Annotated in this window: 15 protein-coding genes and 1 rRNA gene; 6 read left to right on the top strand and 10 right to left on the bottom strand. The window is 41.1% G+C overall.

Translation table 11 applies throughout. The features are described from left to right. Both GGQ95_RS10925 and GGQ95_RS10920 read right to left on the bottom strand, forming a co-directional pair. Positions 1–76 (bottom strand): 16S ribosomal RNA (locus tag GGQ95_RS10925); the annotation flags it as partial. A gap of 313 nt (positions 77–389) precedes the next feature. After that, positions 390–1,265 (bottom strand): nucleotidyltransferase-like protein, encoded by an 876-nt coding sequence (locus GGQ95_RS10920; RefSeq protein WP_044741720.1) that lies wholly within the window; start codon positions 1,263–1,265, stop codon positions 390–392. A gap of 143 nt (positions 1,266–1,408) precedes the next feature. On the opposite strand from GGQ95_RS10920, the gene GGQ95_RS10915 reads away from it, so the two are divergent. Then, positions 1,409–1,765, top strand: a complete 357-nt coding sequence (locus GGQ95_RS10915; protein WP_044741721.1) for a YgzB family protein — start codon at positions 1,409–1,411, stop codon at positions 1,763–1,765. Between the two features lie 24 nt (positions 1,766–1,789). Here GGQ95_RS10915 and perR read toward each other — a convergent pair whose 3' ends face one another. From perR to GGQ95_RS10885, 6 genes are all read right to left on the bottom strand, one after another. Continuing rightward, positions 1,790–2,239, bottom strand: coding sequence for a peroxide-responsive transcriptional repressor PerR (perR, locus tag GGQ95_RS10910; protein ID WP_044741722.1), 450 nt, complete (start codon positions 2,237–2,239; stop codon positions 1,790–1,792). A 234-nt stretch (positions 2,240–2,473) separates the two neighbouring features. Then, entirely contained in the window at positions 2,474–2,950 is a 477-nt protein-coding gene (gene bcp / locus GGQ95_RS10905; protein ID WP_066145241.1) for a thioredoxin-dependent thiol peroxidase, read from the bottom strand. Between the two features lie 103 nt (positions 2,951–3,053). After that, entirely contained in the window at positions 3,054–3,452 is a 399-nt protein-coding gene (locus GGQ95_RS10900) for a potassium channel family protein (protein ID WP_044741724.1), read from the bottom strand. A gap of 347 nt (positions 3,453–3,799) precedes the next feature. After that, positions 3,800–4,585 carry an ABC transporter permease gene (locus GGQ95_RS10895; protein WP_044741725.1) on the bottom strand — a complete coding sequence of 262 codons (786 nt, stop codon included), beginning with the start codon at positions 4,583–4,585 and terminating at the stop codon, positions 3,800–3,802. Positions 4,586–4,589: 4 nt separating this feature from the next. Further along, positions 4,590–5,381, bottom strand: a complete 792-nt coding sequence (locus tag GGQ95_RS10890; RefSeq protein WP_044741726.1) for an ABC transporter permease — start codon at positions 5,379–5,381, stop codon at positions 4,590–4,592. Continuing rightward, positions 5,374–6,381, bottom strand: a complete 1,008-nt coding sequence (locus GGQ95_RS10885) for an ABC transporter ATP-binding protein (RefSeq protein WP_044741727.1) — start codon at positions 6,379–6,381, stop codon at positions 5,374–5,376. The genes GGQ95_RS10890 and GGQ95_RS10885 overlap by 8 nt, the downstream gene beginning before the upstream one ends. A 123-nt stretch (positions 6,382–6,504) precedes the next feature. On the opposite strand from GGQ95_RS10885, the gene GGQ95_RS10880 reads away from it, so the two are divergent. Together GGQ95_RS10880 and GGQ95_RS10875 are read left to right on the top strand one after the other, a co-directional pair. After that, the gene (locus GGQ95_RS10880; protein ID WP_066145244.1) at positions 6,505–7,800 is read left to right on the top strand and encodes a glutamate-1-semialdehyde 2,1-aminomutase; all 1,296 of its coding nucleotides are present in this window, start codon (positions 6,505–6,507) and stop codon (positions 7,798–7,800) included. 664 nt (positions 7,801–8,464) lie between these two features. Continuing rightward, a complete protein-coding gene (locus tag GGQ95_RS10875) occupies positions 8,465–12,940 on the top strand; it encodes a glutamate synthase-related protein (RefSeq protein WP_183186762.1) in 4,476 nt (1,491 codons plus the stop codon). Between the two features lie 159 nt (positions 12,941–13,099). On the opposite strand, the gene GGQ95_RS10870 is transcribed toward GGQ95_RS10875, so the two are convergent. Both GGQ95_RS10870 and GGQ95_RS10865 read right to left on the bottom strand, forming a co-directional pair. Beyond that, a complete protein-coding gene (locus tag GGQ95_RS10870; RefSeq protein ID WP_066145247.1) occupies positions 13,100–13,945 on the bottom strand; it encodes a cytochrome c oxidase assembly protein in 846 nt (281 codons plus the stop codon). Continuing rightward, the gene (locus tag GGQ95_RS10865; RefSeq protein ID WP_183186761.1) at positions 13,932–14,438 is read right to left on the bottom strand and encodes a DUF2243 domain-containing protein; all 507 of its coding nucleotides are present in this window, start codon (positions 14,436–14,438) and stop codon (positions 13,932–13,934) included. Before GGQ95_RS10865 ends, GGQ95_RS10870 begins: the two co-directional genes overlap by 14 nt. 428 nt (positions 14,439–14,866) lie before the next feature. Between GGQ95_RS10865 and GGQ95_RS10860 the strand changes: the two genes are divergently transcribed. The 3 genes from GGQ95_RS10860 to GGQ95_RS18850 all read left to right on the top strand — a co-directional run bounded on the left by GGQ95_RS10860 (position 14,867) and on the right by GGQ95_RS18850 (position 17,480). Then, positions 14,867–15,934 carry an FUSC family protein gene (locus GGQ95_RS10860; protein WP_044741730.1) on the top strand — a complete coding sequence of 356 codons (1,068 nt, stop codon included), beginning with the start codon at positions 14,867–14,869 and terminating at the stop codon, positions 15,932–15,934. A 563-nt stretch (positions 15,935–16,497) separates the two neighbouring features. Continuing rightward, entirely contained in the window at positions 16,498–16,851 is a 354-nt protein-coding gene (locus GGQ95_RS10855) for a hypothetical protein (RefSeq protein WP_183186749.1), read from the top strand. An 80-nt stretch (positions 16,852–16,931) separates the two neighbouring features. Next, entirely contained in the window at positions 16,932–17,480 is a 549-nt protein-coding gene (locus GGQ95_RS18850; RefSeq protein ID WP_376768711.1) for a VanZ family protein, read from the top strand. Positions 17,481–17,711: the final 231 nt, after the last annotated feature.

Below are 17,711 nucleotides of genomic sequence, written 5' to 3'. Positions count from 1 at the left end.
ATTCGGTCCGCTCGACTTGCATGTATTAGGCACGCCGCCAGCGTTCGTCCTGAGCCAGGATCAAACTCTCCAAAAGAAAGTTGATTGGCTATTATCTTATTCCGGTTGACTATACCGAAATTTTTCGTTAACGCTTCGTTTTGTTCAGTTTTCAAAGAACATTTTTTCTTTTTTTAAAACGACTTTTTCATAATATCATCTTTTTTCATTTAAGTCAACTCATTTTCGGCGCTGCAGTTGAATACCTCGCAGCGACGTTTTCTAATCTACCACGTCTTTTTTATCAAGTCAATAGTTTTTTTATCTTTTCTATCCAATCTTGTTGCGAATAAGTAAAGGCCCTTTATATTATGCGTGGAAGAGGGCCCATTTATTTAGAATTGAGGGAATTAAGGGTGATCTACAACCATGTAATAGCGATGAAAAATATTTTGTCCCTTTGTCGGTACCTCTTGAATAGCTAAAAAATGTTTATCCACCAAATATTCCAGCATGATAACAAGATCGACAGAATAAACTTGCAGTTCTGGATGAGATGCTATTTCCCCTATGCTCCAAGCCCCTTCTTTTTGCTTCAATATCTTTAACAAATGGGCCGAACCAGACGGAACTCGAGAATGAATTAAAAATTCACTTGCCAAAAAAAGCAACTCCAATCTTTTATCTAAAGGCTCCTCGCTTTCCACAAGCTCCTTATAAAGCTTATAAATTTGTGCATCGATTTGCTTCACCTGATTCCATACAGTCACCTCTGGATGAAACCCCTGCTCAATGACTGTAAGTCTTGCTAAATGATGCAAGGCATGTACAACATGGTTATATGCATCAAGCAATTGATCGGTTTCTAAAAAAACTTTCCCATCTGTATACCTTCGAATTAATTTAGCAAATTCAATTCCCATTTTTAATTGCCGCTCTTGTTCAGGAAATTCAAGCAGTTGCCTTCTTAATCCTTCAATATATTCATTGCGATCAAATAGAACTTTCCCGTTCAGAACCCAATCGATTACTTTACGATTTGTTCCCAGAAGAAGCCATTCATTTAATTTTTGTTCATTAACAATATACAACGCTGCTTTCTGATATTCGTAAGAATAATGCTTAATAAAGAAAGGATAATCCGTATCTTTTGCAATGACTAATAAAATGACATCAAACGTATCAGTGCTAGCAGAGTGATTAAATTTTTTTTCAATCATTAGAATGCCTAGGGTATTGCGTTGACTTGCTCTTTCTTGATAGATGGGGCGGATTAGCTTCTCCATATATTTTCCTCCATAAATATTTATCCGAATGCTATTACCAGCTAATTCGACAAAAATCGCAAAATTCCTCTTACAAAATTGCTTGAAATCAGATTAAATCATGCAATTTTATGGTATAGTTGTTGTTAGGAGGGAAGAGTAAAATGTCAATAAAATATTCCAGCAAAATCAACAAAATCCGCACATTTGCTTTAAGTTTAATCTTTATCGGCTTTATTGTTATGTATATAGGAGTATTTTTCCGTACTTCCATGCTGATTATGACCATATTTATGATTTTAGGGCTTCTTTTTATTATTGCCAGCACAGTCGTCTATTTTTGGATCGGTATGTTATCGACAAAAACGGTTCAAGTGGTTTGTCCAACATGCGGAAAAACGACAAAAATGCTGGGGAGAGTCGATATGTGCATGTATTGCCGAGAACCGCTAACATTGGATCCGGAACTAGCTGGAAAAGAGTTTGACGAAAAATACAATCGGAAACGAAAAAAGAGCTGATAGCCTTTTACTGCTATCAGCTTTTTAATGAGAATGATGCCCGTGTTGGCATTCAGCACATACCCCATACACTTCCATTCGATGATGACTTACTTTAAATCCTGTTACGTGTGAAGCCAACGCTTCGACTTCATCTAATCCTGGATAATGAAAATCAACAATCTTGCCACACCGCTCACAAATGATATGATAATGGTCAGAAGTGACAAAATCAAAGCGGCTTGATGAATCACCATAAGTCAATTCTTTTACAAGCCCCACTTCTTTAAAAACGCGAAGATTATTATAAACCGTGGCTACGCTCATGTTCGGAAACTTTCCTTCCAAAGCCTTATATATCTCATCTGCCGTTGGGTGTGACATGGAACGAACCAAATATTCCAATATCGCATGACGTTGCGGAGTTATGCGCACTCCTGTTTGTTTCAACGTATCAAGCGCTTCCTTTAACATTGAGTTTTCGGGCACCGCCATGCACCTCGCTTTCTTATTAAAAAAGAATTATTATTTTATAATTTTTATAATTAGTCTACCGCTATTTCATGCCTTTTGTCAATATTCCTATCATTAATATAGTATATAATCTTATTGAAGAATTTTTCACAAAAAAATAAGCGGAAATATTTTCCGCAAAACATCGTTTCATTTATGAGGAGGTATGCCCTACATTTTTAATATATTCTCCTTATTTTCTTTTGGCATGGACATTTACCTAGACCCCGATAAATTATTTATGTACCCCAAAGCTTCCTCTACATGTCCTTTTACTTTAACATTTCTCCATTCTTTAATTAAAATCCCTGACTTATCAATGACAAATGTAGAACGCTCAATGCCCATATATTCTTTTCCAAAGCTTCTTTTCAATTTCCAAACCCCATATTTTCCAGCTACCTCATGCTGCTCATCAGCTAACAGCAAAAAGGGGAGTTCATATTTTTCAATAAATTTTTTATGGCGCTCAACCGGATCTGTACTTATTCCTAAAATAACAGCCTCTAAGCGGTTAAATTGTCCATGATAATCCCGAAAGTCGCATGCCTCAGTTGTGCAGCCCGGCGTCATATCTTTCGGATAAAAATAGAGCACCACATATTTTCCGCGAAAATCAGAAAGAGATACTGTTTTGCCATTGCTTGCCGGAAGCAGAAAATCTGGGGCAAGCTGTCCAATTTCAAGAACCATCTGCTCTTCCTCCATCTCAATTTTTATCAATGTATCGCTAGACCAACAGGTTTCGTTTTCAATCTCTTATTAGCGTAGCGAAAAAAAACGAATGTTTCAATGTTCATTTTTTATTCCCATCAATAACAAAACGAGTAATAAATGTAGCTGGCATAATATACCCTAATAAAGCTTCGACCACCGCAATCCATTTCCCAATTCCTACAGGAACAATATCGCCATAGCCGACAGACAACAATGTCGTAGCACTTAAATACAAGCCATCGAGTAAAATATGACCAAATCTGTTGGTCTCCTCTTCAATATTTCTTGTAAACACATTGTATCCGTTTATTTGCATCCACGCATATATCAGTCCAAACCCCAGCATCATTGTAAAATATAGTAAGAGCAGCGCAACAAAATTTTCCGCTGAGATATATGGCTTTCTTTTGGATTGTGCTACCCACATCGAAGCAATGCTTGCGTATAAAATAAATATAACGGCACCTAATACTAACATCGCAATCACCCCATACATATCTATACATGGATATGTGGGACAAAAAAGAGATATTCCATCCGCATACTTGCGCTTATATCTAACATTTGTACGGCCCTATTGTTGTTTTGAATTCTCGTTATTCACTTGACACAACACCGATTTCCCAAAGAATCAATGGGTTTCAGCAATCAAGGGCTCATCTCTACACTATGCGTCCCCCCATAAAAAACATAAACATCCAAAAGTGACCTACGTCTAAACAGAGCAGAATTCCTCTCCTTGCTTCCATATGATACACTCATCCGCCTGCGGCTTTGTTTTTTATAAACTAAAAAAGACAGGAACCATGCGATTCCTGCCTTTTATTAATTTCCAGCTCCACGATACCGTTTGATACCTGCGTTCCATAGCAAAAGGGCTAAAACAAAAAAGGCCACTCCCATGACAGGGGTCAAAAAAGAGTACACATACCATTCTTTTTTGCCAAGAAAATAAGCAGATGGATACACTCCCACAAAAGCGAATGGCAGAACCCATGTTAATATATAACGAATCACGCGATTATAAATATCAATGGGATACCGGCCATAGTTGCTGATGTTATACATCATCGGCATAATTGAGCTTCTCGCATCAGACCAAAAGCTGATGGTCGCCAGCGCAATAAAAACACCTGCATATATGAACATTCCACCAATCACAAATAATAGAAAGATCGGGACATCATACCAGTGGAAATCTAGATCTAAACGCGATCCTGCATATCCCATAATAATGAAGCCTGTAACTGCTCCAAGCAGCGATTCAAGCTCCATTCTCTCCAATATAATTTGAAACAAACTGTGCACAGGACGTGTCAATACACGATCCAGCTCTCCGCGCACAATGTATCTCTCATTAAAATCCCAAATATTAAAAAAGGCACCAAATAAAGCGAAAGGCACTAGAAAAAAACCATAAATAAAAATCATTTCATCCCGCGTCCAACCATGCAGCAAATCTGTATGACCGAAAACGACAAGAATAAAGATCAAGTTCACAGCTTGAGACATAAGATCGGAAAAAAACTCCACTAATAAGTCTGTACGATACTGTAATTTCGTTTTTATATATTGTGCCATATATTGAAAAAAAACAGATAGATAAAACAAGCCATTACCCCCCTTGAATCACAAGCCGCTTTTTCGCTGCCTTCCAAAGCATATAAATAGGAAATAACAGCACTACACTCCAAATAACTTGAAACAGTAGCCCATTCACAACTGCCTGTCCTTGAAAGCTTTCAGTGAAAATCATGCTTGGAATATAGCTAATCGCTTGGAATGGAAAGTATTTCATGATTTCTTGCGCCCAATCAGGGTAAAAGCTAATTGGTAAAATCAGACCCGAAAATAAATCAATAATAAATCTCTTTGCCCTCAGCAATCCTTCATTATTCAGTGTAAAAAACGCTATTACTCCCGCAAGTAAATTCAGCTCTGAATTAATAATAAAGCTCAGCATAATAGATAGTCCAAAATACATCCATGTATGGATATCAGTTGAAAAATGAAGGGGTAAAAGCAAGGCGGTAATCACGACTCCGGGAAGCGAAAGAAATAACAAGCGGAAGATCCCTTCCCCCAATCCTTGCATCGTCTTCATGCCCAAGTAATTATACGGACGGATTAATTCCGTTGCGACTTGTCCTTCTCTAATTTCCATCGCAATTTCTCGGTCGATGTTATTAAAATAAAAAGCTCTAGCCATCCATGATATGGCTACATAAGTGGCCATTTTTTCAATAGACATCCCTTGAATCGACGATTTCCCGCTATAAATCGCAGACCATAGAAAATAATACGCTCCGATATTAATGCAATAAATAAGAATACCTGTATAATAGTTGGTTCGGTAAGCCAGCATCATCAAAAATCGAATGCGGATCATTTCCATATATTTATCCATGCGCAACACCTTCTTCATAAATGTTGCGAATGATTTCTTCTGTAGAGATTTCATACAAATTCAGGTCCTGAATCTCATAATGGTTCACAATACAGCTGATAATCTCTGATACATGGGCTTTCGGTACATGTGCAATCCAACTGTTGTCTTGTTCTCCCCTACTCCACTTCACACCCCAAGCAGCCGTTAAGGGATGCAGCTCTGCAGACGTAATTTCTTGAGAAAATGTAAACTGAATTTGCTTTCCTTCTCCCCAGTTTTCTTTTAAGCGCTGGAGTGATCCATCATAAATGATTTTCCCCTCATCGAGCATAATCACGCGATCACACAATGCTTCAATATCCGAAATATCGTGGGTTGTCAATAAAATGGTTGTATTATATTTTTGATTAATTTCTTTTAAAAACTCACGAATCTTTAATTTAACTAATACATCTAAGCCAATTGTGGGTTCATCCAAAAATAAAAGCGGGGGATTATGAATAAGGGCAGCGGCCAATTCGCAGCGCATTCGCTGGCCAAGTGATAATTTGCGGACAGGCTTATCGAGCAGCGGACCGATATCTAATGTTTCAATGACATGCTCCATATGCTCTTTATAATCACTGTCAGATACCCGATACACTTTTTTTAGCAAACGAAACGATTCCTGTACGGCAATATCCCACCACAATTGCGAGCGCTGGCCAAAAACAACTCCGATCGTTCGTACAAACGCTTCTCTCTCTTTATGAGGATTCATTCCATTGACGCTTACTTTTCCAGCTGTCGGCGTTAAAATCCCTGTCAGCATTTTTATCGTCGTTGACTTTCCAGCGCCGTTTTCTCCAATGTATCCCACCATTTCTCCTTGGTTCACTGTAAACGAAATATCATGAACCGCCTGAATGATTTTATAATTTCTTGTAAATAAATCTCGAAATGCTCCCATCAGCCCGGAGCGGCTTGAATAGGCTTTAAATTCTTTGCGTAAATTTTCAACTTCAATTACGTTCCCCATACTTCTCTACCTCCACATAAGCAATAGTTTATCTAAAGTCAAAAAGAGAAACAAATGGTATGCTCAAGTAAATATGTTAGAATAAGAAGCGGTAAAGAAACTCTCGTAGGAGGCTTTTGAAATATGCAATTTACAAAATCTGAACAACTTTATGAAGAAGCTCTGCAACATATCGTCGGCGGTGTAAACAGCCCTTCCCGCTCTTACAAAGCGGTTGGCGGAGGGGCTCCTGTCGTGATGGAACGCGCACAAGGGGCTTACTTTTGGGATGTAGATGGCAATAAGTATATTGATTATTTAGCCGCATATGGCCCCATCATTACGGGACATGCCCATCCACATATTACAAAAGCCATTCAACGCGCGGCAGAAAACGGGGTGTTATACGGAACACCCACTCCTTATGAAATTACATTTGCCAAAATGTTGAAAGAGGCCATTCCTTCATTAGAAAAGGTACGCTTTGTCAATTCCGGAACTGAAGCAGTGATGACGACAATTCGCGTTGCGCGCGCCTACACGGGAAGAGATAAAATTATGAAATTCGCCGGTTGCTATCATGGACACTCAGATCTTGTTCTAGTCGCTGCTGGATCTGGCCCTTCGACATTAGGTACTCCTGACTCTGCTGGCGTGCCACAAAGCATTGCTCAAGAAGTGATCACTGTTCCTTTTAATGATATTGGCTCATTTAAACAAGCAATGGAAAAATGGGGGGAAGAAGTTGCAGCCGTTCTTGTTGAGCCGATTGTTGGAAATTTCGGCATTGTTGAACCGAAGCCAGGATTCCTTGAAGCCGTGAATGAAATCGCTCATCAAGCCGGGGCACTCGTCATTTACGACGAAGTTATTACGGCATTCCGATTTATGTATGGAGGGGCACAAAATTTGCTGGGTATTGAGCCTGACTTAACTGCACTTGGAAAAATTATCGGCGGCGGTCTTCCAATCGGAGCATACGGCGGCCGGAAGGATATTATGGAGCAAGTTGCTCCGCTCGGTCCAGCATACCAAGCTGGAACGATGGCCGGCAACCCCGCGTCTATTCTTGCTGGAATCGCCTGCTTAGAAGTATTGCAGCAGGAAGGGGCATACGAGCATCTTGACCGGCTTGGGGCCATGCTGGAAGAAGGCATTCTCTCTCATGCAAAAACACATGAGATTCCCATTACCATTAACCGCCTAAAAGGAGCTTTAACCATTTATTTTACAACACAAAAAGTGGAAAATTATGAACAAGCACAACAGACAGACGGAGATATGTTTGCTAAATTTTTTAAATCGATGTTAAAACAAGGGATCAACCTTGCTCCTTCCAAATACGAAGCTTGGTTTATTACACTTGCCCATACAGAATCAGATATCCAATATACGATTCAAGCAGTGGAAAATGCATTTAAATCACTCAGATATGAATAATTATACAAAAATGAACGGAAGCCCCTTATCTTCCGTTCATTTTTTATTTCTATTGTAATCGTTTACAAGTCTATTTTTACACTTTTCCTCAAATGAATACAACATCCATAAATATGAATAAATAATTGATTTCGCTTAATAAAAATGGTAACATAGACTATAAATTCTGAATATTTTTTATCTGCAGAACTAGTCGCTCTCATAAAATAAGCACCCTGAAAAATGGCTGCTTATCTGTCGCAGCCGGCAAACCATTCCTTGTTAGCGGCCCATTTATAAAGTTTTTATTTTTTACAAGATGAGGAGTTCATTCGGTGGTCGGATGGCCAAACAACGATATTTCACAGATTTTCACAGGATTCTATTACGTGAATATGTGATAAAGACAAATCATAACGTTTCGATTTTCCAGAGAGCAGGCTTTTCATCTCCGAGTTGCATTTATATATACAGGTTGGCTTGAAAACGCTTAGCAAACAAGGAGTGAAGATGAACAAGGCCAGTGATACAGGCTGAAAGCGTTTATATTGGCAATGGGCGCTAGCATATTCAGCAAATCCACATGATTCTATCCCCTGGTTGTTGGGGTTTTTTCTTAAACCAAACACTGTACACAGGAGGTGAAGGCCGAGAAGTGGATATCCCCCACTTTAAAGCCACTCAAATGAAACAACATTGGAGTCCAGCCCTTTTCAAGGATTTTCATCGTGCAGAACATGACGCATGCGGCATTGTGTCAGCTCTCGAGAAACGACGCATTCCAACAAAAGAAAACATTATGACCTGTATTCAAGCACTTGTCAAAATGAACCACCGCGCCGGATTTATCAATGGGGAAGGTGATGGGGTCGGCGTTCACATTGACTTGCCAAAAGCTCTTTGGATGGAAAAACTGGCAGCCGCTGGCCAAAATCCGGAGATAGCAAATGATCCTTCTTTTACAGTTGGTCATATTTTTATTAACCGAACAGCGGATGTTGAAAAAATAAAAGAAACGATAAAACAACAATTCCAGCAGTTTGGTTTATCCATGATCTTTGAGTCTGACCGCGTTACTCACTCGCGTGCACTAGGACCGATCGCTCTTCGTCAAGAGCCTGTTTTTTGGCAGGTGGCTTTGCTGCCTTCACAAAACGGTCACTACTTATCCCGGCGTCTTTTTGAGCTTCTTATCGATATCGAACAAGACGAAAATGTTCATGTCGCATCTTTGAGCAATTTTCATGTTGTTTATAAAGTAATGGGAGCAGGAGATATATTGCCAAAATACTATGAGGATTTGGCCAATCCCCTTATTGCTTCGACGATTACCCTTGGACACAACCGTTACTCAACAAATACGTTATCAAATTTTTTCAGGGTCCAGCCATTTAGCGCTCTAGGCCACAATGGCGAGATTAATACAATCGCTAAGCTTCGTGAAGAAGCATTGATGATTGATGTTCCCCTTCCAAAAGACGGAAGTGATTCACAGGATTTAAGCCGCACAATCGAAACACTGATTTGCCGTCATGACTACAGTTTGTTTGAAGCAATGGATTTAATGTTTCCGCCAATTATTAACGAAATCAAATCCTATCCTTCTCATTTGCAAGATTTATATACGTATATTCGGGAAGCATGGGGACACTTTTCCCAAGGACCGGCAGGCATTATTTCCCGCTATGGAGACGAAGCTGTCTTTAGTGTCGACTCGCTAGGATTACGGCCTCTTTGGAAATTAGAAACGGAAGATCGCTTCATTTTTTCTTCTGAGCCTGGCATTATTCCGACCAGTGAATATACAGGCGAACCAAAGCCCTTGGCACCTGGCGAAAAGATCGGGTTTAAATGGGGAGCAAACGGGGCGATCCAGATGTTTGAATATGCTGATTTTCAAGAGGAAGTATATGCGCGTTTTGCCAAGCGCTTCGACATTTCTAATTTTCGCAAGCGCCTTGAACCGCCTGCTTTGGCGAAACATGTATTTATGGCGTCCACAAACAAAGTGCATAATGGTCAGTATGCTGCTTTTGGATGGGACCGAGAACATATCCAGCTCCTTGAACAAATGGCGGAAAAGGGCGCTGAGCCGATTCGTTCACTCGGTCATGATGCTCCTCTTGCCGCTATTGATAACGGGCGGAAAAATCTCGCTGATTTTATTAAAGAAAGCGTGGCGGTTGTCACGAACCCAGCCATTGATCGCGACCGTGAAACCGAACATTTTTCAACACGCACCATCATCGGCAAACGTCCTGCGCTCTTTGGAGAGCAAGATGTATCTTATGCAATAGAGTTGGCTTCTCCTATTTTAGTGGAGGGCAAGCTTGGCCATGAATGCGCAGATTTATTGCAGCATCCTTCCTATGATCAAATTGTCCATTCGTTCCAAGCGAAAAAATTAGCCTATACGATTTCGGCAACCTTTTCAGCCGATGAAACGATCCCAGATGCATTACAGCGGCTGTCTGCCGAGGCATGCGACGCAGTCCGCTCAGGGAAAACATTGCTGGTGATCGACGACTCACAAGCGCATCAGCGCGAACATTTGTGGCTCGATCCATTGCTTGTCACATCCATGCTCGATCACTCATTAGTCGAACAAGGATTGCGCCGTCATTGTTCGATTCTGCTTCGCTCTGGGGCCATTCGCTCCTTACACGATTTCATTGTCGTTTACGGGTTAGGGGCTGATGCCATTAGTCCATATTTAATGATGGCTACAGTTGCTTCTGAAAGCACCCCTCTTCCGGTTGTTCATTTATTCAATGCTTTGAATAAAGGATTGGAAAAGGTCATTTCCACTATTGGCATTCATGAATTGCGCGGATATAGCCGCCTTTTCTCATCAATCGGCTTGCATAATGACGTTGCTGATACTTTAAAAATTGACAACTTCTTTGGGTCTGATTCTTTAACCCATAATTTTGCTTCATTAAAAGAGGACGCGATCGCCCGGTTAGCGGACTATGGCGATGAAAGCGCCAAGCCAAGAAAAACCTTCCACCTCTTCCCTCGTATTTGGAAAGCGATTGGAGAGGTTGCGCAAACCGGAGTTTATGACCATTATCGTGAAAAACTAACCGAATTGGAAACAGAAACACCGACAACCATCCGCCATTTACTTGATTTAAAGAAAACAAAGAACAGCCTTTTAGCGGAAAAAGTAGATATTAGTGTCGGTGAGCATAGTTTGCCATTTGTCATTGCCTCTATGTCGTTTGGCTCGCAAAACGAAGTGGCATTTCGCGCCTACGCAGAGGCGGCTGATCGTCTTAATATGATCAGCTTAAACGGTGAAGGCGGAGAAATTAAAGATATGCTTGGAAAATATCCGCGCTCGCGCGGACAGCAAATTGCTTCAGGGCGTTTTGGGGTCAACGCCGAGCTGCTCAACTCTTCTAATCTATTAGAAATCAAAATCGGCCAAGGAGCAAAGCCGGGCGAGGGAGGACACCTTCCCGGATCAAAAGTCACTGCCAAAATCGCCGAGGCACGCAATGCGACGATTGGTTCGGATTTAATTTCTCCATCGAACAATCATGACATTTACTCGATCGAGGATTTAGCGCAAATGATTGCAGAATTAAAAACCGCTAACGATCAAGCTAAAGTTGCTGTAAAAGTACCTGTCGTTCCAAACATCGGAACGATTGCAGTCGGCATTGCCAAAGCAGGAGCGGATATCATTACACTAAGTGGGTTCGATGGAGGAACAGGAGCAGCGCGCATCCATGCGTTACAGCACGTCGGTCTCCCTGTAGAGATTGGGGTCAAAGCCGCACACAACGCACTCCTTGAAGCGGGATTAAGAAATAAAGTCGAAATTTGGGCAGATGGCGGGATTAAAAGCGCTCTTGATGTCATAAAAATCATGCTGCTTGGCGCCAATCGAATCGGTTTTGGCACTCTTTCTATGATCGCCATCGGCTGTACAACGTGCCGCGGCTGTCATTTGGATACGTGTCACGTCGGCATCGCTACGCAAATCGAATCGGAGGCACAGGCAAAGGAGCATGGATTACGCCGTTTCGTACCGCGACAATTCAATGCTGCCGTGCAAGGATTAGTCCACTTATTTACTGCTTTTGGTCATGAATTAAAGATGTTAACGGCTTCGCTCGGCTATGAGCGGCTGCAAGATCTTGTCGGACGCTCTGATTTATTAGAGCAAACAAGGGGATTCGATCAACTAAATTTGGCAAGCCTGCTGAATGTATTAGAGATTGAGCAATTTTCTCAAAAAGAAGCAGCAGCTAGCTTAGAAGAACCGCAGATGCTTGTAGCGGCTGGAGCAGAGTATTTAGACCATCGCGTAGAGGATCTGCATCGTTCTCGAGAATTTTCTACCGTTACATCGGAGCAGCGGGTTCTTGGCAGCCGTGTCTCTTGCCATCGCGTTCGCGGCCGCCTAGATGGCTCGTATAAAAAATTGCCAAACATCACATTGCGCTTTAAAAATGGCTCCATCCCCGGAAACGGTCTCGGCGCTTACAATAGTCATGGAATCGACATTCATGTAGATGGCGGAGCGCAGGATGGAATTGGCAAAACATCGTTTGGAGGCAGCATCCTCATCTTTAAATCAAAAGGAAAAGATGGAAAGTTTTATAACGGCTCTGTCGGAAAAGGATTTGGCTACGGAGCACAAAAAGGATTGCTTGTCGCTCAAGGAAATGCAGATGCGCGCGCAGGCATTCGCCTCTCAGGAGCGGACTTAATTATTGGCGGTCAAGTCACCGCGCCAATCCCGGAACAAGAGCATGGCAATATTGGGGCTCGCGCGAATATTAAAGGATTTGCCTTTGAATATATGACAAATGGACGCGGGCTTGTTCTCGGCGATCCAGGACCATGGATTTGTGCTGGTATGACAGGCGGGGTCGTCTATTTACGTCATCAACCGGAGATGGGGTTAACAAGAGCTGCTCTTGAACGCCGAATCGCCAAGGGGGCCCAAGTTCGTATTGAACCCCTCAACGGGCAGGGCCGAGCAGATGTAAAAGCGCTATTGTCTCAATATATCGCTTTACTCATCGAACATGAGCAGGAACAGGAGGCCGAGGCCCTAAAGCCTTTACTGGAACATCCTGAACATCATTTCTTCCAAATTAGTCCGACAAAAGAGCAAGCTGATCCTTCCGTTTCAACAGAATGATCATTTTTATCCACTTCCTACAAAAGGTATCCCGTTTCTGCGGGATACCTTTTTGTTGATAATCCCGTATAAAATGAGCCTACAACCCCTAGCCGATGTTAAACTAAGGATAGTGGCCATTTTTCTCCTTCAGCAAACCGTACCATGCGATCATAAGAATCAACCTTGATTATAATTCGAGACTTTTGAGTACTGCTCCATACCTACCGATGCTCGAGGTCGGGTAGCTTTAAACCACTGAAAACATAGCATGAAGATAAGAACAGCATCAATCACATCTCCACCGTAGTACATTAGCATCCCTCCCATTTCCGCCTGCTCTGTAGAGACGCCATGAGGCGGGTGAGCATAGATGTATTTGGATAAGATGCTGTGTCCAGCTAACGCAACTGTTAATACGACGGCCCGACAGACGAAGCTAGACTTATGCGGCATTGGATCAATATAAATCATAGACACGGTAAAAACATATCCAGCAAGGAATACATGTATATGTACCAATATATGCAAAAGCACATTTCGCTGCATCATAGCATACAAGTCAGTCGTATAAAGTAACCATAGTCCTCCGACATTAAGACAAGAGGCGACAACAGGATGTCCCAAAATACGAATCGGCCAACTCTTCAGCACGTTAGAAAGACGTCGGGCGAGAGTCACATTGAGTGTTCTCAGGACAAGAGTCATCGGCGCCGCTAACGCCATCAGAAGCGGAGCAAGCATTCCAAGTAGCAAATGCCCCATCATATGTGCTGTAAAATCCATATGAGCACGATTCGCTAGAGGGCCAATCACTGCGGCAATGGCGCACAGAACTCCAAGCGCCCAAAAGATCGTGCGATGGATTGGCCAGTGCTTATGGCGGCGATTAGATATAAATGCAGCGAAGATATAAACAACTAATAGCAGAAAAAACGGCAATGCCAATAGTAGCTGCGCTAGTATCCCATTTGCGTAATCAATATGGGTGCCAGTGCTGTGATGAACGTAATTATTGATGTTCATGTGAATGCGTCTCCCTTGGCGGTTGTAAATCATTTCGTGCACGAATAATGAGAATCGCACCTGCTATCATCATACCAATCGCAATGATATTCCATGTCAAATCATAAGGAAGAAGATTCACATTATAGCGAATTTGATGCAACCGCATCAGCTTATGCTGGATTGTGCCATCGTATAACTGGAATATTCCTGCCCCTAGCAGCACCCCTCCCCGCCATCTAGTGAGCCGCAACGCGTTTCGCCGACGAAGATCTGCGAGCATAAATAGTGATCCGACTGTCGCAAACCAACTAAAAGCATGGAACAAACCATCTGAGACCAATCCAATACTTGTCGTGGACTTGTCATAAAAATGGTGCCAGTGCAACAATTGATGAAAAACCGCTTCATCGATAAAGGCCACTAAACCAAGGCCGAGCAAGAAGCCTGACCATAGGTTACGGGCTAAGTATGGGGAGCTAGTTGCATCATGTGAAGGATTCTTTAGATTCATCTTTCCGGCAGTCATATGATCCTCCTCTTGCCTATGTCAATCTACTTAGCACTTGAATTTTCACATCGTTTCTTTCCACAGCTTTTCCCGAATAAGCAAACTATAATCAACCTCAACAAGAAATCGACTCCAATAAATTGCACAAACAAAACATAATAGCCATCGTGTTTGCTCATAGATGCCTTCTTATCTACTTTACATAACTTCATTTTTTTAAGGGTGGCTGTCCCTCGCCGGATATGTTCAATCAATGGCGACCACCCATTATTCTGAATGAAAAAAACAGCCCAGCATATACATAATACCGCTGCTGTTCTTTTTCAGAATGAGGGGGATTTTCCTACTTGATATCCTTCGATAAACCCTGTATATTACTAAATTGTTCACAACTATAATTCCAAATAAAAAGGAAGGATACGAAAACGAATATGAAACTCGGAGCCCGCATTTTCAAAACGGGAATTGCTGTTACATTGGCGCTTGTTTTAGCCAGCATGTTGAAGCTTCCTGCCCCATCCTTTGCAGGTATATCGGCTGTGTTTGCGATGCAGCCAACGATTTATCGCTCTTACTTATCTTTGATCGAGCAATTGCAAGCGAACGTGATCGGAGCTGTGTTTGCGATTGTTTTCGTCCTGTTATTTGGGCACAATCCTTTTATCATTGGATTGACAGCCATTTTAGTAATTGCGCTTTGCTTACGGCTTCGGCTTGAGTCCACCATTTCCGTTGCATTAGTGACCGTAATTGCCGTCATGGAATATACAGAAACGAACTTTATTCAATTTGCTCTGATTCGTTTTTCAACCATTATGCTTGGCATACTCGCCGCCTTCATTGTGAACTGCATATTTTTGCCGCCAAAATATGAAAAAAAGCTGTATGACAGCATTGTTGAAAACACCGAGACGATTTTAAAATGGATTCGGATTAACACACGGCGTGCTTCTGAGCATCACGTTCTCAAAGAAGACATCGAAAAACTAAAAGAAAATATGATGAAGCTCAACCAGCTTTACTTAATGTATAAAGAAGAACGAATCTACTTCGCGAAAAAACGCTATCAAAAATCGCGGAAGCTCGTACTATACCGTCAAATGATTACAGTTACCAATCGAGCGCTAGATGCTTTAAGAACGCTTCATCGCTTTGAGAATGAGCTTTCCCAAATGCCGCCTGAGTTTCAACAAACATTGCGCTCACAGTTGGATTGCTTGCTTCATTATCACGAGCAAATTTTGCTGAAGCTGGTCGGCAAAGTGAAGTTTCAAGCAGAATCTAAAATAGCGGATGAGGCATACGATGAAAAAAAGCGACTTGTGGAGGCTTTTTATCAATACAGTAAGCATGGAAATGAATATCATCTATTGTCGCTCGTTGGAACGATTATTACTTATGGAGAACAGTTGGAGCATCTTGATAAACTTGTGGAGAGCTTTCAACAATATCACAAAGATGACGAAGAACCTCTGCACCTTTCCGGACAACAAGGATGATATCGCAAAGATGCCTGCCGCCATTTTTATCACAGAATCCATCATTTTAGAGAGGCAGCACCCTCATCAGAGAGCCGCGCGCCTCTTTTTGTTTTCACGAAAAAAATCAGCGAGCGAATATAGCAAGCTTGATGTGTCAATTAGTCTGCCCTCCTTCAAACAACGCGAGAAAAGAATCTTGTTCAATGCTTCAAGGATGATGCGAAAGGGTGAATGCGAAATTGGGAAAATCTCCATTCGTTGAACATAATATGTTAGATTGAACATATAGGCCATTCTTCGAGAAAAGAAAATTCAATGTTCTCCCTCTCTCCTTCTTTTTGTCCATGATGATTTCCATTTGGTCACCTTTCCCATACAGGAACATTCTCTTCTTGGTATCTTCTATGTTCCTCCACGCATAACTTTTCTAAAATCTCAAAAACAATTTGCAGTAAAGGGATTAAAATCATCCAATAAATCTATTTTTTGTATATGTATGAAGTTGATTTTTTGGAAGTATATGCTATTATAAATTATGGAAAGTGTTATAATTAAAGGAATGTATAAATAAGCTTACAAAGATGTTATCAGTCATCCCCCTATCATTTGCAGCAGCATATCGTGATTCTTATTCATTTGACATTGCAACAAAGGTGACCGGTACAAAGGTTCATAAGCTAGCTAACAAAACAACTACTAGTTATACAGGAGGAGATCCATACTGGTATAGTGGATCTGTCTCTTTCCAAAAATCTGACTATAAAGTAGAGCTATATAAATCCTGGCTCACTAATTATCGTTTTACCAAATCAGCAAATGGTTATTACGCTACTAAAAGTTGGGGAGTTGTTGCTGCCGGGGATTATACTGTCAATGTCACGAAAACTGGTGGCGAAGGCGACAAGGTAATCGGCAGTGGAAGCATCGACCAATAACGATATAAGAACAAGTCTAAATTCGATGACTTGTTCTTTCAATTTTTAATGAATAAGGATGATTTACTTTGAGACTACTGATGGATATACTGCTATTTTCAGGGCCCATATTACTTTTTTACTTGTTCATTAGGCTTTTATTCATTCGAAAATCTAAATTAAGGATGATGAAAGAAGTTTCAAGGATTACTTTTCTTGCTTATATCTCTGCTTTAATTTTTATTGTTTGGATTGACCAGAGTACCCCGGTAAACTATCTCTTATATAATTTCGTCCCTTTCAAAACCATATTTACTTACATTGAAGAGTTCATTTCCGGGACTAATCCATTCATTGCCTTTAAGAATATATTGGGAAATGTCCTCCTAACATTCCCCATTGGATTTTATTGTGTTATTTTTACACGCGGTCTTTCTAAAGCCAAATTAATTGGTCTATCAATAGTAGTCCCCCTCATAATCGAATGTGGACAATACCTTTTGTTTTTGACGAAATTAGGGGGGCTTAGATCCGTTGATATTGATGATTTAATTCTAAATTCCATTGGCATTATAACGGGCTACTATTTTACGATGTACTTATTACAAAAAAGCCATAAAAAGCAGCAACAAGTAAATAACTATAACTGAAAGATTCGTTAAAAAAGGAAAATAAAGCTTTAGCAAAACACAGGTTAAAATCTCTCATATAGCTGTAACCCAATTCCCTACTTGCAATAGAACCATAGTGTCAGCGAGAGGAGCTATGGCTCATGATTACGAGAGGGGAATTTTTATGATTAAAAGGGAAAGGCTATTTCCGATATCGCAAATGAAATGAGGATAGATCAGAAAACATTCCGAAAATAAATCCCTTCTCTT

The sequence above is a fragment of the Anoxybacteroides rupiense genome (assembly GCF_014196195.1).
In the GTDB taxonomy this organism is placed as follows: domain Bacteria; phylum Bacillota; class Bacilli; order Bacillales; family Anoxybacillaceae; genus Anoxybacteroides; species Anoxybacteroides rupiense.
Note: the sequence above shows the minus strand (reverse complement) of the source record. Positions and strands in the feature narration are given on the sequence as shown.

What these genes read in the sequence shown, in the direction of transcription:
- GGQ95_RS10920 (WP_044741720.1), bottom strand. Translation starts at nt 1,265, where the DNA reads ATGGAGAAGCTAATCCGCCCCATCTATCAAGAAAGAGCAAGTCAACGC.
- GGQ95_RS10915 (WP_044741721.1), top strand. Translation starts at nt 1,409, where the DNA reads ATGTCAATAAAATATTCCAGCAAAATCAACAAAATCCGCACATTTGCT.
- perR (WP_044741722.1), bottom strand. Translation starts at nt 2,239, where the DNA reads ATGGCGGTGCCCGAAAACTCAATGTTAAAGGAAGCGCTTGATACGTTG.
- bcp (WP_066145241.1), bottom strand. Translation starts at nt 2,950, where the DNA reads ATGGTTCTTGAAATTGGACAGCTTGCCCCAGATTTTCTGCTTCCGGCA.
- GGQ95_RS10900 (WP_044741724.1), bottom strand. Translation starts at nt 3,452, where the DNA reads ATGTTAGTATTAGGTGCCGTTATATTTATTTTATACGCAAGCATTGCT.
- GGQ95_RS10890 (WP_044741726.1), bottom strand. Translation starts at nt 5,381, where the DNA reads ATGGATAAATATATGGAAATGATCCGCATTCGATTTTTGATGATGCTG.
- GGQ95_RS10885 (WP_044741727.1), bottom strand. Translation starts at nt 6,381, where the DNA reads ATGGGGAACGTAATTGAAGTTGAAAATTTACGCAAAGAATTTAAAGCC.
- GGQ95_RS10880 (WP_066145244.1), top strand. Translation starts at nt 6,505, where the DNA reads ATGCAATTTACAAAATCTGAACAACTTTATGAAGAAGCTCTGCAACAT.
- GGQ95_RS10875 (WP_183186762.1), top strand. Translation starts at nt 8,465, where the DNA reads ATGAAACAACATTGGAGTCCAGCCCTTTTCAAGGATTTTCATCGTGCA.
- GGQ95_RS10870 (WP_066145247.1), bottom strand. Translation starts at nt 13,945, where the DNA reads ATGAACATCAATAATTACGTTCATCACAGCACTGGCACCCATATTGAT.
- GGQ95_RS10865 (WP_183186761.1), bottom strand. Translation starts at nt 14,438, where the DNA reads ATGAATCTAAAGAATCCTTCACATGATGCAACTAGCTCCCCATACTTA.
- GGQ95_RS10860 (WP_044741730.1), top strand. Translation starts at nt 14,867, where the DNA reads ATGAAACTCGGAGCCCGCATTTTCAAAACGGGAATTGCTGTTACATTG.
- GGQ95_RS10855 (WP_183186749.1), top strand. Translation starts at nt 16,498, where the DNA reads ATGTTATCAGTCATCCCCCTATCATTTGCAGCAGCATATCGTGATTCT.
- GGQ95_RS18850 (WP_376768711.1), top strand. Translation starts at nt 16,932, where the DNA reads ATGGATATACTGCTATTTTCAGGGCCCATATTACTTTTTTACTTGTTC.